20 protein-coding genes and 1 tRNA gene are annotated in these 24,394 nt (G+C 39.1%); 16 read left to right on the forward strand and 5 right to left on the reverse strand.

Annotated elements, in window-relative coordinates; all coding sequences use genetic code 11:
* The first annotated feature begins 110 nt into the window (after positions 1 to 110).
* Both FNK51_RS14460 and FNK51_RS14465 read left to right on the forward strand, forming a co-directional pair.
* Positions 111 to 524, forward strand: coding sequence for a YbjN domain-containing protein (locus FNK51_RS14460; RefSeq protein ID WP_141993796.1), 414 nt, complete (start codon positions 111 to 113; stop codon positions 522 to 524).
* A 185-nt stretch (positions 525 to 709) separates the two neighbouring features.
* A tRNA-Gly gene (locus tag FNK51_RS14465) sits at positions 710 to 783 on the forward strand.
* A 438-nt stretch (positions 784 to 1,221) separates the two neighbouring features.
* Here the strand turns inward: FNK51_RS14465 and FNK51_RS14470 are convergent.
* Positions 1,222 to 1,890, reverse strand: a complete 669-nt coding sequence (locus FNK51_RS14470) for a B3/B4 domain-containing protein (RefSeq protein ID WP_141993797.1) — start codon at positions 1,888 to 1,890, stop codon at positions 1,222 to 1,224.
* Positions 1,891 to 1,994: 104 nt separating this feature from the next.
* On the opposite strand from FNK51_RS14470, the gene queG reads away from it, so the two are divergent.
* Positions 1,995 to 3,134 (forward strand): tRNA epoxyqueuosine(34) reductase QueG, encoded by a 1,140-nt coding sequence (queG, locus tag FNK51_RS14475; protein ID WP_141993798.1) that lies wholly within the window; start codon positions 1,995 to 1,997, stop codon positions 3,132 to 3,134.
* Positions 3,135 to 3,462: 328 nt separating this feature from the next.
* Here queG and FNK51_RS14480 read toward each other — a convergent pair whose 3' ends face one another.
* Positions 3,463 to 4,305 carry a DUF421 domain-containing protein gene (locus FNK51_RS14480; RefSeq protein WP_353617868.1) on the reverse strand — a complete coding sequence of 281 codons (843 nt, stop codon included), beginning with the start codon at positions 4,303 to 4,305 and terminating at the stop codon, positions 3,463 to 3,465.
* Positions 4,306 to 4,578: 273 nt separating this feature from the next.
* Here FNK51_RS14480 and FNK51_RS14485 point away from each other — a divergent pair, with 273 nt between their 5' ends.
* The 7 genes from FNK51_RS14485 to FNK51_RS14515 all read left to right on the forward strand — a co-directional run bounded on the left by FNK51_RS14485 (position 4,579) and on the right by FNK51_RS14515 (position 10,920).
* Entirely contained in the window at positions 4,579 to 5,436 is an 858-nt protein-coding gene (locus FNK51_RS14485; RefSeq protein ID WP_141993799.1) for an amidase domain-containing protein, read from the forward strand.
* 67 nt (positions 5,437 to 5,503) lie between these two features.
* A complete protein-coding gene (trmL, locus tag FNK51_RS14490; protein ID WP_098370923.1) occupies positions 5,504 to 5,992 on the forward strand; it encodes a tRNA (uridine(34)/cytosine(34)/5-carboxymethylaminomethyluridine(34)-2'-O)-methyltransferase TrmL in 489 nt (162 codons plus the stop codon).
* An 86-nt stretch (positions 5,993 to 6,078) separates the two neighbouring features.
* Positions 6,079 to 6,828, forward strand: coding sequence for an oxygen-insensitive NADPH nitroreductase (gene nfsA / locus FNK51_RS14495; protein WP_141993800.1), 750 nt, complete (start codon positions 6,079 to 6,081; stop codon positions 6,826 to 6,828).
* Between the two features lie 291 nt (positions 6,829 to 7,119).
* Positions 7,120 to 7,968, forward strand: a complete 849-nt coding sequence (locus FNK51_RS14500) for an ABC transporter ATP-binding protein (protein ID WP_141993801.1) — start codon at positions 7,120 to 7,122, stop codon at positions 7,966 to 7,968.
* Positions 7,919 to 8,839 carry an iron-hydroxamate ABC transporter substrate-binding protein gene (locus FNK51_RS14505; protein ID WP_141993802.1) on the forward strand — a complete coding sequence of 307 codons (921 nt, stop codon included), beginning with the start codon at positions 7,919 to 7,921 and terminating at the stop codon, positions 8,837 to 8,839. Before FNK51_RS14500 ends, FNK51_RS14505 begins: the two co-directional genes overlap by 50 nt.
* A gap of 66 nt (positions 8,840 to 8,905) precedes the next feature.
* Complete coding sequence (locus FNK51_RS14510; protein ID WP_141993803.1) at positions 8,906 to 9,916, forward strand: FecCD family ABC transporter permease; 1,011 nt, start codon at positions 8,906 to 8,908, stop codon at positions 9,914 to 9,916.
* Positions 9,913 to 10,920 carry a FecCD family ABC transporter permease gene (locus FNK51_RS14515; RefSeq protein ID WP_141993804.1) on the forward strand — a complete coding sequence of 336 codons (1,008 nt, stop codon included), beginning with the start codon at positions 9,913 to 9,915 and terminating at the stop codon, positions 10,918 to 10,920. The genes FNK51_RS14510 and FNK51_RS14515 overlap by 4 nt, the downstream gene beginning before the upstream one ends.
* 78 nt (positions 10,921 to 10,998) lie before the next feature.
* On the opposite strand, the gene FNK51_RS14520 is transcribed toward FNK51_RS14515, so the two are convergent.
* Both FNK51_RS14520 and FNK51_RS14525 read right to left on the reverse strand, forming a co-directional pair.
* On the reverse strand, positions 10,999 to 11,946 hold the full coding sequence (locus FNK51_RS14520) for a response regulator (protein WP_098370929.1): 948 nt from the start codon (positions 11,944 to 11,946) through the stop codon (positions 10,999 to 11,001).
* A gap of 4 nt (positions 11,947 to 11,950) precedes the next feature.
* A complete protein-coding gene (locus tag FNK51_RS14525) occupies positions 11,951 to 13,213 on the reverse strand; it encodes a sensor histidine kinase (protein ID WP_141993817.1) in 1,263 nt (420 codons plus the stop codon).
* Between the two features lie 434 nt (positions 13,214 to 13,647).
* On the opposite strand from FNK51_RS14525, the gene FNK51_RS14530 reads away from it, so the two are divergent.
* The 3 genes from FNK51_RS14530 to FNK51_RS14540 all read left to right on the forward strand — a co-directional run bounded on the left by FNK51_RS14530 (position 13,648) and on the right by FNK51_RS14540 (position 18,845).
* Positions 13,648 to 14,637: a glutaminase gene (locus FNK51_RS14530; RefSeq protein ID WP_286178721.1), complete on the forward strand. Its 990-nt coding sequence runs from the start codon at positions 13,648 to 13,650 to the stop codon at positions 14,635 to 14,637.
* 166 nt (positions 14,638 to 14,803) lie between these two features.
* Entirely contained in the window at positions 14,804 to 16,438 is a 1,635-nt protein-coding gene (locus tag FNK51_RS14535) for a glutamate/serine transporter AimA (RefSeq protein ID WP_141993805.1), read from the forward strand.
* A 511-nt stretch (positions 16,439 to 16,949) separates the two neighbouring features.
* Entirely contained in the window at positions 16,950 to 18,845 is a 1,896-nt protein-coding gene (locus FNK51_RS14540; protein WP_141993806.1) for a PrkA family serine protein kinase, read from the forward strand.
* A gap of 239 nt (positions 18,846 to 19,084) precedes the next feature.
* Here the strand turns inward: FNK51_RS14540 and FNK51_RS14545 are convergent, their stop codons facing one another.
* Positions 19,085 to 19,294: a hypothetical protein gene (locus FNK51_RS14545; RefSeq protein ID WP_141993807.1), complete on the reverse strand. Its 210-nt coding sequence runs from the start codon at positions 19,292 to 19,294 to the stop codon at positions 19,085 to 19,087.
* A gap of 118 nt (positions 19,295 to 19,412) precedes the next feature.
* On the opposite strand from FNK51_RS14545, the gene FNK51_RS14550 reads away from it, so the two are divergent.
* The 3 genes from FNK51_RS14550 to FNK51_RS14560 all read left to right on the forward strand — a co-directional run.
* Entirely contained in the window at positions 19,413 to 19,592 is a 180-nt protein-coding gene (locus FNK51_RS14550; RefSeq protein WP_098370934.1) for a hypothetical protein, read from the forward strand.
* 513 nt (positions 19,593 to 20,105) lie between these two features.
* Positions 20,106 to 21,275 carry a sporulation protein YhbH gene (gene yhbH / locus FNK51_RS14555; protein WP_098370935.1) on the forward strand — a complete coding sequence of 390 codons (1,170 nt, stop codon included), beginning with the start codon at positions 20,106 to 20,108 and terminating at the stop codon, positions 21,273 to 21,275.
* 1,637 nt (positions 21,276 to 22,912) lie between these two features.
* On the forward strand, positions 22,913 to 24,394 hold a 1,482-nt coding region (locus FNK51_RS14560; RefSeq protein WP_141993808.1), incomplete at its 3' end, for a pectate lyase-like adhesive domain-containing protein.

Genomic DNA, 24,394 nt, shown 5'->3' on the forward strand with positions numbered 1-24,394 from the left:
TCTCATTCGCCCCACTGTTAATAGGATGAAATTGGCAGGATTATAGAAAAGTCTGTAAAAATGCCTGTTTTCATTATAAAATGTACTTACAAACAGAAAGGTGATGAACCATGTCAAACGTTGCTAAATTTCGTGATTTTTTAACTAGTGAGAAAATCTATATGAATGAGTTGAATGAAGATGGCACCACCTTTTTTAGAGCTGAGCAAAAGTTAAAGGACGGGTGGAAGGTCCTTTTAGTATTTGCTTTCAATCAAGATGAAAATGTGGCGGACTTATTTTGCTTTAATGTCGCCGAGTTGAAGAATCCTGAAAAGAAACAGGATGTACATACACTGCTGAATGAATATAATGCTAATTTTAGGTATTCCAAGCTGTATGAAGAAAATGGGACCATTTCCATTCGGTATTCATACTCCATTGAGAGGGACATCGTACCGGATCTGGCGTTCAGGAAGTTAATCATGCTGCTTGAAACGGCACAGCAGGTTTATCCGCGGTTAATGGAAGTCATTTGGTCTTAAATCATCATATAGGATGAAAAAGTTCTCTGAATCAGGGGACTTTTAACATCTTTACTAGAGTGAATGAATATATTAACGTTACAATACATTAATTATTAAATTTTTTTAAAAGAACTATTGCATTTTTTCACATTAAACTATATAATTAATTTTGTTAGTGATTCGACAAAGTTCTACAAGGATATGCGGGTGTAGTTTAGTGGTAAAACCTCAGCCTTCCAAGCTGATGATGAGGGTTCGATTCCCTTCACCCGCTCCAATACATACTCATAACGTAGGGTTTCGTTACCTGGAGAACGAAGCTTTGCGTTTAAATATTATTACAAGAATTCTACTGTTTACAGTGGGATTTTTTTATTGTCCCAATTAACTACATTCTATGGAAGCGGTAATACCGGATGTCATACCGTAACGAAAATCGTAGTTTTCTATTTATTGATGATCCTTCATCTGGGAGAGTGGGGATTTCGATGCAGCACAAACTTGTTCAAAGAGATTAACTACGATAGTAGAATCAGTTTGAATAAGTTTGTGCTTTTATTGTCCAAACTGAAAAAGTTGTGTAATTAGGTATGACCGAACGGTTGAATAAAAGGATATTCGCGCACTGGTTTTATTAATTATCCATTTAAGTTAGGAAAAATCATGAAAAGACCCCTTCCGATTGTGGAAAGGGCTTATTTCCGTTCAATTTTAATTATCCTTCTACAATCGAGTAAGTCCCTACACCACCGTGGATTTCAAGGAACATGTCCATCAAGGATTTCGTTAGCTGATTTGCTTCGGTGATTGGAGTATTGGGTTGTAAATATATGATTTGGATGGCCTTTTTCGTTCCTTCGGTGACTTTCGTGCGTTCTGAATCAACGTAAGGACTTCCGAATGCGCCATCATGGTCGGCTGATGTAATCATATTTTCCATGGAATTCAAGCGGCCGTTCAAACCGTTATAACCATCTGACCCTTCGCCAATCTTTATCGAGATGTCTCCTGATAATTTGTCCGCATCATAAATGCCGATCGGAACTTCATATAACAGTGAGAAGAAGTTATTCAAATCGATGGCTGAATGGATGGGTGCTAAGTAATTCTGTTTTTTTACGCGGCGGTAAAGGGCTTCCACGGAGGGGCGATACCGTGACGGGTTTGTTCCTGTAGCCTTGAAAATCTCCCGCCACGCTTTAATGCCGGAAAAGTCGGTCAATTCCTTTTCTTCAAGGTCGAAGAAAAGTGCTTCCTGAAATAGTTGAAGTCTTCCTTTCACCATTTGCGGGGAGGGACCTACTTCGATGTTTTCATATGTAATGATCCCAACTTTGAATTCAGGGATTTTACTGCTTAGATTAGCTGATATGGTAATTTCCAACCGTTTCACCTCCAAAAATGATTGCAATTAGTTTATCATAGATAGCAATGGTTTGAAATGGATTCAAGCTTCAATGGGAATACTGAATGAAGTAGGTGATTAATATGGATATGAACTCATTCAAGCAAGAAGTGATTTTATATAGTAAGGAAATCGGCATTGATAAAATCGGCTTTACATCGGCCACGGCTTTTACCGAATTGAAAGGTCGGCTGATACGCCAACAGGAGCTGGATTATCAGTCAGGGTTTGAAGAAACCGATATAGAAAAGAGGGTAAGGCCTGAATTGATATTCGATAAACCGCAATCCATCATTTCGATTGCGCTTGCTTATCCTTCGAAATTGAAGGATGCTCCGCAAAGTACAAAAAGTGAGCGACGCGGGATCTTTTGCAGGGCTTCTTGGGGAACGGATTATCATACCGTTCTTCGAAATAGATTGCAGTTACTTGAGAATTTCATTAAAGATAAAGTGCCAGGGGCATTGACGAAATCCATGGTTGATACGGGTGAATTATCAGATAGGGCAGTGGCTGAGCGTGCGGGAATTGGCTGGAGTGGAAAAAACAGTATGATCATCACTCCGGAATTCGGGTCTTATGTATATTTGGGGGACATGATTACCAACCTGCCATTTGAACCTGATCAACCGATGGAAGATCAATGCGGGACATGCAATAAATGTGTCGATGTTTGCCCGACTGGTGCGCTCGTTCAGGGCGGGCAGCTAAATTCCAAGCGTTGCATTGCATTCTTAACGCAGACAAAAGGTTTCCTTCCGGATGAGTTCAGGACGAAAATAGGCAATCGTTTGTATGGGTGTGATACATGCCAGACAGTTTGTCCGAAAAACAAAGGAATGGATTTTCATTTCCATGAAGAGATGGAACCCGACCCCGAGCTGGCGAAACCGCTGTTGAAACCACTGCTTACGATTTCAAATCGGGACTTTAAAGAGAAATACGGCCATGTATCTGGCTCTTGGCGTGGTAAAAAGCCAATCCAACGAAATGCGATTTTAGCATTGGCCCACTTCAAAGATGAAACGGCATTGCCCCAATTGATACAGGTCATGAAGGAAGATCCAAGGCCCGTAATCCGGGGAACGGCGGCTTGGGCAGTTGGGAAAATTGGCCGGGAGCAGGCCGTTTCCATTCTGGAAGAAGCAAGAATGAAGGAAACGGATGAAGAGGTACTGGCGGAAATTGAGAAAGGACTGCAGTTTACCTTGGAAACAAAATGATATTTAAGATGTAGAGGCTGTCCCAAAAGTCGTAAATGACTTTTGGGACAGCTTCTTTCTCTTTTTTCTAGTTATGGACATTACCACTAAAGTTAACCGGATAGCTCCCAATTTATAACCACTAAGTAGTAGTCTTTTATAGTAAATACATTATTGAACAGAAGATAAAACCAGTATCGATTATCAGCAGAACTTACATCCCCGTAATAAGATTGTTGTTATACGGGTATATTTGTTACGGCATCTACCAATTCATACTTAAGGTGAGCTGCAGCACCACTTCTTTCGGACACTTGCCATAAGGAATAGCTAGTTGCTACGCTATTCCTTATGGTGGAAATATTTGTTTATATATAAATATATATACCTGCGGGTACCTAAAAAGAGAGATTATTGGGCTGTTAATAATCAGCAAATCGTTAGCTCTAGAAGCATGACTGTCCAAATTTAAATGACTTGAGTTCCCCCTTTTCCTCTTAACGTGGAGGAGACTGGTTATCTTGTCTTTTATGCTGAAATACAAAGTGCCATCACTTTGTATTTCAGCATAAAATACATCTTGTAGGCATACACCAAACTGCTGTAATTGCGTTTCCAACCAGCTTTGGTTTAAACTCAGTTTACTTAAATTATGAGGAACGATTTTTCCATCCACAATAATTTCTGTAGGTATGTATAATGGTTTCACATAAGTAATATCCTTTTTGGAAACACTCTGGCTATCCACTTTTTTTAAGACAGACAATTGACCATTTGGTTCTAAAACGGCATAGTTTACCTCTTGCATGGAGAATATGCTTTGTTCTCGCAATAGCATGCTAAGGTCATCCATGTTTAATCTTTCCCCTTTCAACGCTTTCTCTAGGATTTTTCCATCTTTGATTACAATTGTAGGTTCGCCGTCAAGTATTATACGAGCTTTTGGAGATTTTAAATTAATAAAGCTTACAAGAATAGTGAGTACGGACCAACCGATTAAACTAACGAAGGCGTCAACCATATCAATACTTGTATCAATTGTGATGGAAGCAGCCACCGCGCCGATAGTGATACCTGTAATATAGTTAAAGTAAGTCAACTGACTTACTTGCTTTTTTCCCATAATTCGAGTCATCAATAGTAAAACCACAAAAGCAGCGACTACCCTACTTAACACTTCAATAAAGCTCAAAATTTCCGTCTCCAATCTGGTCTAATCAGGTTAGAAAATTGTGTATTCATTCTTATATTTTCCCCAATATTACTTTGATTATAATTATAAAAAAAGCCATACTGTAATCGACCCATACGGAAAGGCTTCACACGTGACTTTAAAATTTATGAATGTGAGGGTTGTTTGGATTGCCCTTTAAAATCGTAAAAAGGCGGGGGGAAATCGTCAGGTGCATTTTAATCCCCTTCGCACATACACATTAGCATAGATGGTAAGAAGGAGGGCATGAACTTGAGGGAACAATTGCAACGCCTTTTACAAGAAAGAGTGGAGTTTTATACTTCCGATGATCTGGAACGGAGTGAAAGGAAGTTACATTTGAAGAAGGAAATGATGAGGAACCGTGCTGCGGAAATTGTTCGGGTGAATGCGGCAGGCAAGGTAAGTTCGAAGAAAAAGGAAGACAATGATACAGTCCTGACATATCATGTGCATCTGCAATATTTATTGAAACAGGAGGATTCATTTTATATAGAAGAAGAAATGGAAGAAAGGGAGGCCCGGTTTCGAAATGGGTATATAGTGGATGAACGTGAGCTTTTTCCCAGCTTTGAAACCGAAGAGGCACCGCCAAAATGTGATCCAGGCGTAGGCCGTCTCGCATATAAATATGATCGGATGAAGGCCGTCCAATATGCCGAGCGTTGGTGGAATGAATTCAATCCGGCTTATCATAAATTCACTGATGATTGTACGAATTTCATTTCACAATGTTTACATGCGGGAGGAATACCGATGTGGGGGGCGCCAAACAAAAATAAAGGCTGGTGGATAAGAGGGAAAAGCTGGAGTTATACATGGACGACGGCCCATTCCTTATATCATCTGCTAAAAGCCGGGAATGCCATCAGAACAAAGCAGGTGGAGTCGGCCCAGGAATTGAATTTGGGTGATATCCTCTGCATAGATTTCGAAGGGGACGGACGGTTTGATCATAACTTGATTGTTACGGCGAAGGATCAGGACGGGATGCCGCTTGTGAATGCACATACGATGAACAGCCGTCACCGATATTGGACGTATGAGGATTCGACCAGGTATACACCGAACATCGTTTATAAATTCTTTGTGATTTTGGATGGAGGGTGATTGGTTTTTAGTCTTTTTTGTTTAATGCTATAATTAAGGTGAAGTTCAAACTAGAGGTGAAAATGAAGTGTCAATACATGTAGTTTTATATCAACCACAGATTCCAGCAAATACAGGAAATATAGCAAGAACATGTGCAGGGACGGATACGTCTTTACATCTCATCCGCCCGCTCGGTTTCTCGACGGATGACAAACAGCTTAAACGGGCCGGGCTCGATTATTGGGAGAATGTAAAGATCCATTATTATGATTCGTTAGAAGAGTTTTATGAAAGAAATGCCGGCGGTGAATTTTATTACTTAACGAAATTCGGAGAGCAGCCGCATTCCAGCTTCGATTACAGTGATCAAGACAGTGAAATATACTTCATTTTTGGCCGTGAAACGACGGGTCTCCCGAAAGAACTGATCCAAGAGAATATGGATCGGTGCCTTCGGATTCCGATGACGGATAAAGTACGTTCCCTTAATCTGTCGAACACGGCTGCCATCTTGGTTTATGAGGCACTGAGACAGCAAAATTACCGTGAATTGGATTTAAAAACAAAAGGTTGAGTTTCATCAATGTCATACTGTCATCGGGGGCATTTGAGCCCCGATGATGGATTCTTTACTTTACATATTCTTAAGGGGTGGGAGCATTGAATAACATTATTGAGAAGATTTTAGATCACCGTTCCATTCGTTCTTTTGAGGACAAGTTATTGTCTGAGGAGCAAATCAATACGATTGTGGAATGTGCCCAAGCGGCATCGACTTCAAGCTATATCCAAGCGTATTCAATCATAGGGGTAACCGATCCGGAAAAGAAAGCCAAGCTTGCTGAACTTGCCGGACCACAATCATATGTAGAGAAGAATGGACACCTATTCGTCTTTTGTGCCGATTTATATCGTCAGGATATGGTTTCCGAAATGGAAAACACGGACCTGTCCGAATCGATTGAAAGTACAGAGAAATTCATGGTTGCTTGTATCGATGCTGCTCTTGCGGCTCAAAATGCAGCATTGGCAGCAGAATCAATGGATCTTGGCATTTGCTATATAGGCGGGATCCGCAATAATCTCCCGGAAGTGTCAGCGATTTTGAATATACCGCATCGCGTTATGCCATTATTCGGTCTAGTGGTCGGATATCCGAAAAACCGTTCGGATAAAAAGCCGCGTTTGCCGCTGGCCAATATCTATCATGAAAATGGATATCAGGAGGATAAGCAAGAGTTCATCGGACAACTTGAAGAGTATAATGAAACGATTTCCAGCTATTACGAGCAACGGACTAAAGGTAAACGAAAAGACACCTGGACCGAGCAAATGGCTGGAATGCTTGGAAAGAAAAGCAGGTTATACATGAAAGATTATGTTGAAAAACAAGGTTTTAAGAAACATTGATAGATGAAATTGCTTATTAGGAATATTCTTGCCTTCCCATAAATGACATCTTTCAAAGTCTTGAGTATGGGCCAAGCGGTAAAGATCTCGGAAATGTTTCCGGGATCTTTACCGTTTTCATTTATATACGGTTCGGCTCAAAAAATCCCGGCAGAATTTCTTCATATATACCCATGAAATTACCATTGACAATATATATAGATAGAATTATAGTAATTAGGTAATGGATAATGATAATCATTTTCATTTGAGTTTTTACTTACCTATTTTTCAGTAAATGGAGGTTGAAAAATGGTTCGCCTATATACAGAGAATTTAAATATTGGTTATGGTGAACGTTTAATTGTAAAAGATCTCAGTGTGGAAATTCCAGATAAAAAAATCACAACGATCATCGGTTCGAATGGATGTGGAAAATCCACACTTTTGAAAGCGATCACCAGGATCATTCCAAATCAATCAGGTTCGGTTGTTTTAGATGGAGTGAATATTTCAAAAGAAAGCACTAAGATCCTTGCAAGAAAAATGGCCATACTTCCGCAGACACCCGAGAGTGCAAGCGGATTGACGGTTGGGGAGCTCGTATCATATGGGCGCTTTCCCTATCAAAAAGGCTTTGGGCGCCTGACCCAAAAAGACTATGATGTGATCGATTGGGCACTTGAAGTGACCGGTACGAAAGACTTCAAGTTCCGTCCGGTGGATGCTCTTTCAGGAGGTCAGCGTCAGCGTGTTTGGATTGCGATGGCCCTTGCCCAGGAAACGGAAATCATTTTCCTAGATGAGCCGACCACTTATTTGGATATGGCGCATCAACTGGAGGTTCTAGAATTATTACAGAAGCTGAATGTAGAACAGGGGCGTACAATCGTCATGGTTCTTCATGATTTAAACCAAGCTGCTCGCTTTGCCGACTATATCATTGCCTTAAAGGACGGGGAAATAGTCAAAGCGGGTGATTGCGAAGAAGTCATCACTCATGAAGTGCTTAAGGAAGTATTCCATATTGATGCGGTAATCGGCCGAGATCAACGAACGAACAAACCAATGTGCAGCACATACAATTTATTAAAAGGAGATTTGACAACAAATGAAAAAGGTAATGTTCCCGTTTATACTGCTCTTAGTGTTAATTATTAGTGCTTGTGGTAACGAGTCAACCGAAAAAGAAAAAAGCACCGCTTCAAAAAAGGAAAAATCAGGTACCATCACATATCAATCTGAAAATGGTCCTGTTGAAGTTCCGGCAGATCCTCAGCGTGTTTTAGTACTATCTTCTTTCGCAGGTAACGTAATGGCATTGGATGTTAACCTTGTAGGGGTTGATTCGTGGTCTAAAATGAATCCGAACTTTAAAGAGTTAAAAAATGTCGAGGAAGTAACGGACGAAAACCTGGAAAAAATCATCGAGTTGAATCCGGATTTAATCATTGGTTTATCAACGATTAAAAATGTCGATAAATTAAAGGAAATTGCTCCAACTGTAACGTATACATACGGAAAAGTGGACTATTTAACACAACATGTAGAAATTGGTAAACTTTTGAATAAAGAAAAAGAAGCTCAAGCATGGGTGGATGATTTCAAAAAACGGGCAAAAACAACCGGTGATGAAATTAAGGCTAAAATTGGAGAAGATGCTACCGTTTCCGTTTTCGAAAAGTTTGACAAACAGTTCTATGTATACGGCGATAATTGGGGCCGTGGAACGGAAATCCTTTATCAAGAAATGAAATTGGGCATGCCTGAAAAGGTAAAAGAAACGGCATTGAAAGATGGTTACTTTGCCTTATCATTAGAAGTCCTGAAAGACTATGCCGGTGATTATGTGATTTTGAGCAATAACAAAGATCAGGACAATTCATTCCAGCAAACAGATACGTTTAAAAACATACCTGCCGTTAAAAACAATCAGCTATATGAAGCTGATGCAAAAAAATTCTACTTCAATGATCCAATAACATTAGAATACCAATTAGACTTCTTTTCCAAAAGTTTTCTTGGAAAATAATACAGCGAGGGAGAGGGATTCCAATTCCTCTCCTTTTATTCTATAAAAAAGAGATGAGAGAGACAGATGACTAATGAAAATCAACGTTTCATCCCATTTATATATAAACTGATCATAGGGATCGCTCTATTCATAGGCATGTTCATTATTTCAATGGCATTTGGTGCTGCGGATGTTACCGTAAAAGATGTCTGGCAAGCACTGACATCAAATGCTGCTGGTGAAAAGCTTTCAATCATTCGGGAAATCCGTTTCCCTCGTGAAGTGGGGGCAATCTTTGTGGGTGCAGCACTTGCCGTTTCCGGTGCCATCATGCAGGGAATGACTAGGAATCCACTTGCTGATCCGGGGTTGCTTGGATTGACGGCAGGAGCCAATGCAGGTCTCGCCATTACTTTGGCATTTATTCCAAATGCCAATAATTTAGGAATCATGATTGCGTGTTTTATAGGTTCCGCTGTGGGGGCAACCATGGTTTTCGGGATCGGTGCGATGAAAAAGGGAGGATTTTCTCCTTTACGGATCGTATTGGCTGGTGCTGCAGTCTCTGCATTCCTTTTTGCCGTTTCGCAAGGGGTCGGCCTTTATTTCAAAGTATCAAAAGATGTATCGATGTGGACTGCAGGCGGGAATATCGGAACATCATGGGACCAGCTTCGTGTAATCGTCCCGTTCATTTTAATAGGAATCCTGATCTCCCTTATCTTTTCCAGACAGCTCACCATACTGAGCTTAAGTGAAGAAGTGGCGGTAGGATTAGGTCAAAAGACAACACAAATAAAGGCGGTTCTCTTCGTAGTCATCATTCTCCTGGCTGGCGCTGCCGTTGCACTTGTTGGAAATATGGTATTCATCGGGTTAATGGTCCCCCATATGGTTCGGGCTTTCGTGGGTACGGATTATCGATTCATCCTGCCTATGTCCGCGATTTTAGGAGCCACTTTCATGCTACTTGCCGATACGATCGGCCGTACAATCAATTCTCCATATGAAACACCTGTGGTAGCGATTGTTGCGATGATAGGTTTACCTTTCTTCCTCTTAATCGTGCGTAAAGGAGGTAAAGCATTTTCATGATCCAGTCAGCTTTAGTCAAAAAACAGCGATGGATAGTAGGTGCACTATCCGCACTCATTATCATTACGATCATTATAGGGACGTGTTCGGGATATTCGAATCTTTCTTTAGGGCGACTGATTCCAACGCTTTTCGGGCAAGGGACATTTAAAGAGGAATTCATATTATTTTCCATCCGATTACCACGAATCATCATTACCATTTTAGCAGGCATGGCCCTTGCACTGTCGGGAGCCATCCTTCAAGGAATCACACGTAATGATTTAGCCGACCCCGGAATCATCGGGATCAACTCAGGAGCCGGTGTTGCCATAGCCGCTTTCTTTCTGTTTTTCCCGCTTGACGCTGGATCGTTTGTTTATATGGTTCCGCTTGTCGGTTTTATCGGCGCGTTATTGACGGCCTGCTTAATATATATCCTCTCATTTAAGAGAAGGAGCGGCCTTGAACCCGTTCGGTTAGTGTTGATCGGGGTTGGTTTTTCAATGGCGCTTTCAGGCCTGATGATTGTCCTCATTTCATCAGCGGAACGAGCCAAAGTCGATTTCATCGCAAAATGGTTGGCGGGAAATATATGGGGAACGGATTGGCCTTTCATTTGGGCAGTTCTCCCATGGTTAATCATCCTCATTCCATTCACTTTATATAAAGCAAATCGTTTGAATCTGCTTGGTTTAAGTGAACCGGTAGCAATTGGGGTCGGAGTATCGATTGAAAAGGAGCGGATCGTATTGTTAATCACGGCTGTAGCACTGGCCGCGGCTGCCGTTTCTGTTACAGGCGGAATTGCATTCATTGGACTCATGTCCCCGCATATAGCAAAATCTTTGGTAGGACCTCGAAATCAACTATTCATTCCGGTTGCCATTTTAATCGGTGGATGGCTATTGTTGCTTGCCGATACAATAGGCCGTAATATAATTGAACCCGAGGGGATCCCTGCAGGTATCATGGTTGCATTAATTGGTGCTCCTTATTTCATGTATTTATTGTTGAAAAAATAAAATCTTGCAAAAATCCCCTGAAATTTTTCAGGGGATTTTATGTTTTTTCAGAGCTTCCGTAGTTTTTAAAAATCAGGATTATTTATATCTAATTATTTCATCAGGACTCAATCGTTTCGCTTCGAAATAAAATACTTGAATAAACTTTTTTGTATTTACCCGGGTAGGTGTAAGAACTATTGTTGAATCATTTTGCAGTTCTTTCATCTTTTGGCGAACGACTGTGAAATCAAAAAATTTAGAAGCGTAATTTTCAAACTTCGGATTTGAAAAATCCGTTAAACCGAGCGAAGCAAAATGATTTAACGAATGGTTAATCGTTCTGCGTATTCGCTGTTCGGCAGCTTTTATTTCCCGATTGATATCAACCTGCAAAGCTGATGTGCCGAGCTTTTTTTTGGTGATTTCTACAAAGATATCTTTAAGGGTCGGGAAATGCTTTCCAAAAGTAAAAGTACGTTCATACATAAATAAATATTGAAGCATTTCCATTAAATCTTTTGCACCATTTTCTCCAACGATCCCTAATTCCGATAAAAGGAATTCACCCACCTCTCTTATACTTTTTTCATTATAACTATTGGATTTATCAACTTTTGGCTGTTCAAAATTCAATACACTGTTTAATGAGGCTTGGATATTTGTGATCGATCTTTCTAAATGAATGCGTTCCATGACTTTTCGGATGACTGTTAATATTTCAATACGATTGATTGGTTTAGTAATATAATAATCGATTCCAAGTGAGTATGCCTCACCAATCAGCTCCTTTGATTCAACCTGCGAAATCATTATTATTTTTCCGTTAAATGTATTTTTTATATGACGAAGTGTCTCAATGCCATCCCGGATGGGCATTAATAAATCAATAAATAGTATATCAATTTGTTTTAAATTCAAAATATGTCCTTCTAATAGACTTCCATCCTCGGCTTCCTCCACCACTTCTCCTAAATCTTCGTTCTCAATAATTTGGCTCAAGTTTGAACGTATTGCACAATCATCATCTGTTATAAAAAAACGCATGGAATCATCCTTTCTGGATCAACTTATGAATGGGTAATTTTATTGAAAAAACGGCACCGTTAAAACTATTCTCAAACAGGATATCGCCTCCCAGTTCTTTTACGACTTCTTTAACATATGAGAGACCAATCCCTGTTGAAGGTGTCCCTAAATGATCATATTTTGAAGTGAATCCAGGTTTGAATATGACAGTCTGATATTTTTGAGGAATTCCAGGTCCGGTATCAGCAACCTTGAATTCTACATTGTCGCGAATTTCACTCAAACTTAAACGTACGATTCCCTTTTCTTCAATTGCTTCCACTGCATTAGCGACTAAATTATTGAAAAGGGATAATACGGTGTATACATGATAATGTGAATCGTTTTTTCCATCTAATGAGTATTCAAATTGAATATCCTTTCCTAATGATAAGGCATACTTTTCATTAATTCGGATGATTAAATGAAAAAGTTCAGCAGCATTCATATAATCCCTAAAACTCTCATTGGAAATCAGTTTGGAGAGACCAGCAAAAATTCGTTGATTATCTTTCTTGACTTCATGCATTTCACCCGCGATGCGCAATGCTTTTTGACTAAATGGTTCTGTAGGAACATGAAGTTGCTTTTCCCGATTTTCCAGTGCTTTTAATTCTCGATACAAATCATACGATTTCTTTGTAATATTCTCTGCATTATTTAACGTTTTTTTTAAGTGGATCGTTTCCTCATATAAATTGGAAATGAGCATCAGCATATGTTCATTTTGTTTTCTGATTTGCCGTTCCCTTGATTGTGCTTCATATAGTTTCATCATATTAAAAAAGCTTAAAACGATAAAACTGTGGGCGAATGCGATCATGATCATCTCGTTTAGTGAACCTAACGTAATTGTTGTTTCTAATACAATATATTGAAAGATTAATTCTATTGAGTCAGACAATATTTCGATAACAAGACCAATAAATCCAATAATCAACGATCGGTTTTGAAAGCGATTGATTTTCACTAAATAAAAAAGAAAGGAGTAGGTGAAATAAAAAAAGAAACTTGGAAAATGGACTTGAAAAGCGGAAGACCAGGAAAAACTATCAAGTATGAAAAAATCTTTTAGGATACGAAATACCACAACCATTGTTCCTGTCAGGAAGCCTGAAAAAATGGCAGGTGTTTTCTGCAATAATAGTAAAAAGAAGAAAAGTACAGGCGGACCAAAACTTACCCGAAACGTTTCATTTAAAGGATAAAAACTCAATTCGCCTGCTAACGGCACTGTTAACAACATCAAAGCAAGGATATTGACCTCTTTTTTCATTAACGTACTGAGATTCAAGTCGTCACCTCCCAATTTGTTTAAAAAATCAGTATACAATTTCATCGGCCTCAATACAACGCTTACTTTGTTTCTGAATAGAACGGCTTATAACCAATTATGGCAAACCCAATCTTTTTTTCTATCCACAATAAATGGTAACGGAATATGTGAAATAAACACGTTTTTTTTGTGGATTTTTTTTTTTTGATTTTGTAGGTTTTCGTATGATTATGTAGTTCCCAATTTAAAATTAACGTAGATAGAAATTTTTGAAAGCGCTTAACAATATTTAGAATATTCATTATGTTTTCATCGAATCTATTACAAGTAAACTTGATGCATTCGGAAAGACGCTCATATTGAAAAAAATAATGATACAACAACTGAAGAGGTGGAAGAATGTGATTGAAGAATTGTCGAAAGAGTTTGACATTCATGTTAATAGTCAAAGAAAAGCCGACTTAGATGAATGGGTAGCACATTTCAGATCCTTTGCTGCTGAAGGGCAAATCGCCAATTATATACCGGCATTGAGAAATGCACATTTATCGCAATTGGGCATTTGCATACTGGAGCCTGGTGGAACAATGATCAAGACAGGGGATTGGGAAGTCCCCTTCACGCTGCAAAGTATTTCAAAAGTGCTCAGCTTTATAGCCGCATGCTTGGGATGCGGCATTTCTTATGTGTTAGAGAGGGTCGATGTGGAACCAACTGGGGATGCTTTCAATTCAATTATTCGTTTAGAAATGCATAAGCCGGGAAAACCGTTTAATCCTATGATAAATGCAGGGGCGATTACCATAGCATCGCTTCTCCCAGGGGATTCTTCACAAAAAAAATTGGAATTTCTCTATGCATTATTTGAAAATTTGTTAGGGAAGCGCCCAACCATCAATGAGGAAGTGTATCAATCTGAGTGGCAAACTTCCCATAGAAATAGAGCTTTAGCTCACTATTTAAAAGAGACGAATTATTTAGAATCGGATGTAGAGGAAGCTTTAGAGGTTTACCTCAAGCAATGTTCCATCGAAGTAACCACAGAAGACATAGCCTTGCTTGGACTGATTCTTGCACAAGATGGTTACCATCCTCTTCGTAAAGAACAAGTACTCCCTAAAAAAGTGGCTAAGCTGGCCAAAGCATTAATGCTTACTTGTGGTATGTACAATGCTTCGGGGAAATTTGCGGCTTTTGTTGGGGTGCCAGCCAAAAGTGGAGTATCTGGCGGGATTATGGCACTAGTTCCTCCAAGTGCCAGAAGCGGAATGCCTTTTCAAGATGGATGTGGCATTGGCATATACGGACCAGCCATTGATGAATATGGGAATAGCGTAACAGGTAGTATGTTATTGAAACAAATGGCACAGGAATGGGATCTAAGTATTTTCTAAAAGCAAGATAATCTGTTCTTATAAAAAAGCGATATTTAACAAGAGGTGATGTAATGCAGCAATTATTTTAAGATTCAGTTGGATGTATTTGACACAAATCATAAATCCAATTACTTTAAGAACCTTATTATAAAGGAATAATTTTGGAAAGCATGGTGATGAACATATGAATAATTTGCAGCGAAAGATGGGAACATTTTCGTTAACGATGGTAGGACTCGGGTCCATTATTGGCTCAGGTTGGTTATTCGGAGCTTGGAGAGCGGCACAAATCGCAGGACCCGCTGCCATTATCTCTTGGATTATCGGGATGGTCGTTATTTTATTTATAGCACTTTCTTACAGTGAATTAGGGTCTATGTTTCCTGAAGCTGGGGGAATGGTAAAATACACGCAATACTCTCATGGTTCTTTTTTAGGGTTTCTTGCAGGTTGGGCAAACTGGATTGCAATCGTTTCCGTAATTCCAGTTGAAGCGATCGCTTCTGTTCAATATATGAGCTCATGGCCATGGGAATGGGCACGGTGGACACATGGTTTAGTGGAAAACGGAAGTCTTACTGGGGGAGGCTTGGCAATTGCCTCTGCCTTACTGATCGTCTACTTTTTATTAAATTACTGGACGGTTAGTTTGTTTTCGAAAGCTAATTCATTTATTACAGTCTTTAAGGTTATTATACCTGGACTTACGATTGGGTCACTTTTATTTGCCGGGTTTCATGGATCCAATTTTACCTCTGCAGGAAGTATTGCTCCCAATGGTTGGGCAAGTGTACTTACAGCTGTAGCAACTTCTGGTATCATCTTTGCATTTAACGGTTTTCAAAGTCCAATTAATATGGCAGGTGAGGCAAAGAATCCTGGACGTTCGATCCCAATTGCCGTAATTGGCTCCATTTTAATTGCAACTGTCATCTACGTTTTATTACAGGTTGCGTTTATAGGAGCCGTGGATCCGTCCATGATCGTGAACGGATGGCAACATTTGAATTTCAATTCACCGTTTGCTGACTTAGCAATTGTTCTAGGCATAAACTGGTTAGTTATTTTACTATATGTGGATGCGTTTATTTCTCCGTCCGGGACAGGAATAACTTACACGGCGACAACGTCACGAATGCTTTATGGAATGGAAAAGAATAAATATTTGCCAAGCGTTTTTGGAAAACTGCATCCACTTTATGGTATCCCTCGTCAAGCCATGTTTTTGAATCTAGGTGTATCTTTCTTATTTTTATTCATGTTTAGAGGCTGGGGCGTTTTGGCAGAGGTTATATCGGTTGCGACATTAGTCTCTTATATTACAGGTCCAGTTACAGTTATGACATTAAGGCGCACAGGTCAGAATTTGTACAGACCATTACGTCTAAAAGGATTAAGCATCATTGCACCACTTGGCTTTGTTTTTGCCTCTTTGGTTCTATATTGGGCAAGATGGCCACTGACAGGACAAGTATTATTTATCATTATGATTGGTCTTCCTATTTATTTCTATTATCAATCAAAAATAAAATGGAAGGGATTCCGTCAAAACTTTTCAGCTGGGCTTTGGATGGTTGTTTACTTACTCTGTATGATGACCATTTCATACCTAGGCAGTGAAAAGTTTGGTGGACTAAACATAATCCCGTTTGGTTGGGATATGGCCATCATTACATGTTTATCTCTAGGGTTTTATACTTGGGCAATAAAGAGTGGATTCCAAACAGAATATTTGGAACAAGGACAAAAAGTAAATGAAGACTTGAGGTCGATGGAGAACAAAATTGCATCTCAAACTGATAAAAAGAACGCTGTATAAATGATGAATCCACTACATTGGTTAGCATGCTCCAATAAGCTATTACATTCGTTGAATGACTTCGAAAGTGCTTCTTTCTATTTATATTGATGAGGACACAAAAAGGGGGGACGGCAAATTTAATTTGCTGTCCCCCTTTTTGGAATTTAAGAAAAGGCTGTTATTTTTTTATTTCACACCTGGTTTATCTTCATATCCGGCAGTGAAGATAGCGGCTAAAAATGTAATAGCAACTCCAACGATAATAACTGTGCCCATGTTATGACCTCCCTTTACCCATATTGTCCCACTTAAGTATAGGCTTAGTATACCCTAATTTTTAGCAGGAGTGCACACAAATTTTCTTGTCAGCATATTTATCATAAATTCTCAATGATTAAGCCTTTTTCGATGCATGGAGAGTCAAGGGGATTCGAAACAATACCCGGCCACTTTTTAAAGTCTGACATGTTTGTCAGACTTGGAGCATAGATTTAAGTATTCTCTGAAAGTGACAGGGGGAGGTTCCTTAATGGATATTTTAAAGAAAATCGAAAAATTTAGAGAAGATGAACAGAAGCTGAAGTGGGAAGGCACCTTCGCAGAGTACTTAGAAATATTGAAAGAAACGCCTTTAGTTGCTCAATCTGCTCATTCACGTGTATACAACATGATCAGAGATGCAGGGATAGAGGAAGTAAATGGGACAAAGAAATACAATTTTTTCAGCGGTCAGTTATTTGGCCTAGAGGATTCACTGGAAAGGCTCATCGAAGAATATTTCCATCCGGCGGCAAAGCGGCTCGATGTCCGTAAGCGGATATTGCTTCTCATGGGTCCTGTGTCAGGTGGGAAGTCCACACTCGTTTCTTTACTGAAGCGTGGACTTGAAAGTTATTCATTAAAAGACTCTGGTGCGATTTATGCAATAAAAGGATGCCCGATGCATGAAGATCCACTGCATCTCATTCCGCAGTATTTACGGAATGATTTTTATGAAGAATATGGAATCCGGATTGAAGGAAACCTATCACCGCTGAATGTAATGAGGTTAGAACAGGAGTATGGAAGCAGAATTGAAGATGTGATGGTCGAGCGTATTTTCCTTTCAGAGGATAAGCGTGTTGGAATTGGAACATTCAGTCCTTCAGACCCTAAGTCACAGGATATTGCTGATTTGACGGGCAGCATCGATTTTTCGACCATTGCCGAATACGGATCGGAATCAGATCCGCGTGCCTATCGCTTTGATGGCGAGCTGAACAAGGCGAACCGCGGGATGATGGAGTTCCAGGAGATGCTGAAATGTGATGAGAAGTTCTTATGGCATTTGCTATCATTGACACAAGAGGGGAATTTTAAAGCAGGCCGTTTTGCATTGATCAGTGCAGATGAACTCATTGTGGCTCATACGAATGAAACGGAGTATAAAGCGTTCATTTCCAACAAGAAAAATGAAGCATTGCATTCCCGTATCATTGTCATGCCTATTCCATATAATCTTAAGGTTACCGAGGAAGAAAAGATTTATGAAAAAATGATCCGTGAAAGTGATGTCTCGGATGTTCATATAGCCCCGCATACATTAAGGGTGGCGGCAATCTTCAGCATCATGACCCGCCTGAAGGATCCCAAAAAGGGCGATATCGATTTAGTGAAAAAGATGAGGCTTTATGATGGGGAAAATGTCGAAGGATTTAATTCCGCAGACATCAATGAATTGAAAAAAGAATACCAGGACGAAGGCATGAGCGGAATCGATCCGCGTTACGTGATTAACCGAATTTCCTCTACGATCATTCGTAAGGAAAATCCGTCCATTAATGCATTGGATGTACTTATGTCATTAAAGGCAGGTCTTGACCAGCATCCGTCCATCACGAACGAACTTCGGGAGAGGTATTTGAATTTCATTTCACTGGCACGTAAAGAATACGATGCCATTGCAAAAAATGAAGTGCAAAAGGCATTTGTTTATTCATATGAAGAATCGGCGAAGATCCTCATGGATAACTATCTTGATAATGTCGAAGCATACTGCAATAAATCAAGACTGCGCGATCCATTGACTGGGGAGGAAATCAACCCTGATGAAAAATTGATGCGCTCGATAGAAGAGCAAATTGGAATATCCGAGAATGCAAAAAAAGCATTCCGAGAAGAAATACTGATTCGCATTTCTGCATATGCGCGTAAAGGGAAGCGATTCGATTATAATTCCCATGATCGTTTACGGGAAGCGATCCAGAAAAAACTATTCGCGGATTTGAAGGATGTCGTTAAGATCACTACTTCAACGAAGACACCAGACGAAAGGCAACTGAAGAAAGTGAACGAGGTCATCACGAGACTTATCGACGAGCACGGGTATAATTCGACTTCAGCCAATGATTTGCTGCGCTATGTGGGCAGCTTGTTAAATCGGTAATCCATAATTTTTTGCCCCTGCCCCATATCGGGCAGGGGTTTATCCCCTTTTGCGGAAGGCGGAATGCTTGAAAATTGGATTAGAGGAAATCCAATCGATTCCTTTCAAATTCTGAATTCCCATTGAAATCATGCACCTTTTGAAGGTGTTAAAGGGTGCTTTGCCAAGGAATTGGAAATAATGAACCAAACAAAGCACCGGGCCCTACGGAATGGAGGGGAGCCCGGTGCTTTTGATTTCTATTTAGTTACATTCAAGCCATACTGCTCAATAAGTGTAATAAGTTGATTCGGGGATAGTTTGTCTTCGCTATGATCGATTTTAATTTCCCCATCATCAACATCGATGATCGCACGTTCCACACCTTCCGTTTTCAAAAGTATGGACTCCAGATATAAAATCGGGCCTTCTGACGTTGCTTCCTTTACATAAAGGGTAGTTGTTTGCATATTTCCTGCACCTCCTTACATTTGCTCATAATGTTTTATCTATACCCCACATTTCCATTAGATATGTTATGTTTTGGGTTTGGAAATATTGGGTATCAATAAGTAGAGGTGATGGCAAATGAGTAAAGAGGAATTGAAAAAAGAACATGTTCCGGAAAATAGCTCCATGGCTAAGGACTATGAAGAGATGAAAGAACTTGGAAAGCAGATGGAAAATCAAAGGACGAATGAAGAATTGAAAGAGTGGGATAAACGACCAGGTACAGTTCAACATGAAATAGAGGAAGATGAAGATTGACGAAAATCACAACCAGAATCATTCTATCTGTGTAAAAGGGGTGTCCAGAAAAAATACTGGGACACCCTTTTTGTTGTATTTCATTGCTTTTTAATGATGTCCTTGGAAGTCTCTGTTTTGCAGATCAATTATGTCGCTAAGTTCAAAAAGGTATTTTAAGTTATCCTATAATCCGACAAATAGAACCTGATTTAAAAAAGAACAGACCTGATAATCATCAAGTCTGTTCTTTTTCTTGAAATACTTATTTTGCAGTAACATTTAGAAAAAACCTTAAATGGCCCATAACGCCCTTGTCAGGACTTGTCTAGTTCATAGGCAAACATCCATTATTGAATTTTGTTGTAAATTATCCTGCATCGCTGCATAAGATAGAGTAATACTTTTCTTTTAATCCGTTTTTTCTCACTGTATTTTTCATTGGAAAACCGGAATAATGTGGGCATTCCCACACTAACTTATTATATGAAGGAATGATGAAAAGCGTGCAAACATTTTTAAGGGGGGAAGAGAATGTCGGAAGAGAGTAATCAACAGTATGTTATCTCACAGGAAAATTGGTCCCTCCATCGGAAAGGTTATGATGATCAACAACGTCATCAGGAAAAGGTGCAGGAAGCGATCAAGAATAATTTGCCTGATCTAATTTCAGAAGAAAGCATCGTAATGTCCAATGGCCGGGATGTTATCAAGATTCCTATTCGCTCCTTGGATGAATACAAAATTCGTTATAACTATGATAAAAACAAACATGTAGGGCAAGGCGATGGAGACAGTAAAGTGGGGGATGTGGTCGCAAGGGATGGCTCACCGTCCGATGCCGGAGCCGGTAAGGGCCAAGGTGCGGGTGACAAGGCCGGTGAGGATTATTATGAAGCCGAAGTGTCGATGATGGAATTGGAGGAAGCCCTATTCAGTCAATTGGAACTCCCTAATCTTCAGAAGAAAGAACATGCGGAGCACACACTTGAACACATCGAATTCAACGATATCCGCAAGACAGGCCTAATGGGAAATATCGATAAAAAGAAAACGATGATATCGGCTTTCAAACGGAACGCCTTAACGGGAAAACCAGGTTTTCATCCTATTTATAAGGAAGACTTTAAATTCAAAACCTGGAATGAGATTCAGAAACCTGATTCCAAAGCAGTTGTACTGGCAATGATGGATACTTCCGGAAGTATGGGGTTATGGGAAAAATATATGGCTCGAAGCTTTTTCTTTTGGATGAACCGTTTCTTGCGGACAAAATATGAAACGGTGGAAATCGAGTTCATTGCCCATCATACAGAAGCGAAAGTTGTTCCGGAAGAGGATTTCTTTTCAAAAGGGGAAAGCGGCGGTACGATTTGTTCGTCCGTATACCGCAAAGCATTAGAACTTATTGATCATAAATATGACCCCGCGAAGTTTAATATCTATCCGTTTCACTTTTCCGATGGTGATAACCTAACATCAGATAACGTCCGATGCGTTAAACTTGTTGAAGAACTCATGAAGGTTTCCAATATGTTCGGGTATGGGGAAGTCAATCAATACAATCGTCATTCGACATTGATGACAGCTTATAAGAATATCGATAATGAAAAATTCAGGTACTATATTCTTAAGCAAAAGGCTGACGTTTTCCACGCAATGAAGAGCTTTTTTAAAGATGAGGAAAGTAAGAAGTATGCATAAAGAAACGCGATAGCTTGTTCAGGATTGTAGGGAAACGTCATTTTCTCTACAATCTTTTTTATTTATCGATCAATCAAATTATAAAATATTCAGTTCCACAGAGTGTGATGGCTGCTGAAAGTAACACTTGTTCACTCTTTTTTCACCTTCCCGCCAATCATTGATCATTTCTTTACTGCTCGATCCATTTATTCGTTTAGTCCCTTATTATCGTTTGGCATGTGAATTCTTTTTATTCCCACTCGTTTTTTTGTGTGGTTTCTCCGACAATATTAGTTTGCAAAGCTAATCGAACGATTTAATGACGTGATGAAAAGCATTTGTCCATAAATTCAAGATATAAATTATTGTTTTCGTTCATGACACCGGCTTGATGATATCTTACGGGAGCACAATATAAAAAATGGTTTGTCTCATTTCATTTTTGGAACGATATGATTTTGTATATATCATAAAATTATGTAGCAGTGAGGACACTTCCCCAAAACCCCATTGTAAAAGAAGACCCAATTCTCTGAGCGGTTCCAAAACATTGTGTCTTGGATAACCACTCAGGCGGCCTGTTCTCTATGTTCCTAGGGGGCAGGCTGTTTTTTTATTAGAAGGATGTCTGTTCCCCCGGAAGCCATTCGATTTTATCTGCGATGCCCAATCTTCCTTTTCACCCTTATACAATTTTATCCAAATTAGTTCCTCTATAGAAAAATCAGCCGCTCTCTGATCTGCACCAACATTTTCAAAATCTAATGAAAAATCAAATTGAACAAAGTTCCATTTATGAAAAATGAACTGCATTTCTTTTCTGAACGAATGATTTTATTTTATGAAATAACCTACACTCACCTATTTGTATATAATGATGCCAGAATATGAATCTAGATAATATCAACATCATGATAAAGGAGAAAGATGATGTCGAAGCAATTTAACTTATTTTTACTATGGGTGTCACAAACTTGGTCCACCCTATTGAAATACAGGATCTATTTCATTCAAGCCTTTTTAGTCTTATTTTTGATGTATCTTTTATTGAATAAACAAGAGATAAATACGCTGAAAATCACCCTTATTTTAATAACGTCACTAACCTTTCTTAAAAGTGCCCATAGAAAAAAAGGGTGAATAAAAGTAAAAGTGGTATGTAGAGGATCACGGGGGAAAGGTCTATAGGCGCGTACCAAGTCTCCGCTTATACGTTGGATGATATGTCCACATAATGCAGGCGGAACGTTATGAAAATGAGTTACAAGATAAATAGAAGAAACGCTTCAGGGAATGGAAATAAAAACCAAATAGGATAAATCCTTTCAAGGGAAAATGTGATAAGCGGGAACCAATGGTTTCTCTTATCACATTTTTTAGTTATGTGATCATAATGATTGCAGCCAGTAAAAAGTAACATTGAGTTTTATTGTGTTTAAACGGTGGTTTTGATAGGAAGATATGCTTTTATAAAATGCAGGGTCGTTTAAATCCACCACCATAAATGAAAATTATCACATTAAAATTGATGTTTAATGCCCTAATATGGTTCCTAAAATGATTTTTTATGAATCATTATTGGAACGAGGTACATGTCGAAAAAAAGTAATATTAATCTTGTAAGTAAAATCAATATTTAGAGGAGCGTTTCATTTATGAAGAAAAGTAAAATGTTAAAACCTATTAACGTTATGACAACATCATTTCTTTTAGCAAGTTCTCTATTAATGCCAAGTACAGGATTTGCAGAAGAACTATCCACACCAAAGAATGAGGAGAGTTCTAATTCACAAGAGTCAGAGGTGAAAACTCAAGAAGCCCGTACACAAACGACTGAAACTCAATTACCAGGAAAAGCAGTCTCAAAAATGATGGTAAATGAAGCAGTAGTCAATAATTTTCAAGAGTTGAAGGGTGCATTAGAGGCTGATAATGGAATTACAACGATCCATCTTGGGCAAAGCATTGATATAAGCGGATCGATTAAAATTCACCCGGCAAAAACGGAAATCGTAATTGAAGGTAATAACCATACAATAACGGAAACAGGATCAACAGGGTCAACAGGCGGTATTTATGCCAATGGTAATATATTAAGCAGTGTCCATGTAAAGAACTTAAGTATTAATGGAAAGAACTATTATGGTCCCATTACAATACATGATGGAACAAAAAATGTAGATCAAATATTCGAAAATGTAAATTACAGCGGACCTCAACTAATATTTAACCGTTACGGGAAGGCAATTTTCAAAGGAACAAACGACATTTATATTAATAATAGTACAGTGTCAGGCTCATCACCAACCCATGAGATGGCGCAAACTGGAAGTGTGGAAATCGATGGTGAAACTACAATAAGCCATAATAGTGCCAAAGCCCTTATTTGGTCGATTTCAAAAGAACCTCAATTTAAGATCGCACCAAATGCGGATGTGGAAATTAAGACACTTCAGAGTGGTTATGGAATATTTTATGCAACAGGTGGCGATGTGGATTTTTCAGTTGGAAATAACGCAAAGGTAAAGTTTGATGGGGCAAAAGGAGTTACGTCCACTGGAATGTTTAAGTCATTTAACGTGGATGCTGGTGCAGATGTACAAATGAATAGATCTGGTACTGATTCATATCCAATGATCTCGCTTTATGGACCAGCACAGATCAATAATCAAGCGAAACTCTATGTAACTACAGAAGAAGGTCATGCTTTGGAAGTGGAAAATAAACAAACCACCATTGATTTTAATAATCCTGAGAATGTTGTATTGTCATCAATGAAAAAACAAGCATTAAATAATTTAAGTACCTCGCTTGCGATGAGTATGGATACGGGCATGGTCAAGCTCTGGACGAGTGTGACAGGCGATCCTACAAATAGTTATATTGGCAAATCAGGTGGCAATATTACTTGGAAAGCTATGTATAAGTATAACGTAGCTCAATCAATTGGTGGTAATCCAGAGAATTTCAATATTGAATTTGGTAAAACAAAAAAGATTGAATTAGGAAAAGATGAAGATGGGCAAGCAGAAAAAGATCTAACCGATGCGAAGAAGAAAGTGGAAGATCTGTATACGGACGATAAGTTCGATACATTGAAAGGAACGACGGATCAAGGGGCGATTGATGAAGCCCAA

It is taken from the genome of Bacillus sp. B4EP4a, from assembly GCF_006680105.1.
GTDB lineage: Bacteria > Bacillota > Bacilli > Bacillales > DSM-1321 > Peribacillus > Peribacillus simplex_E.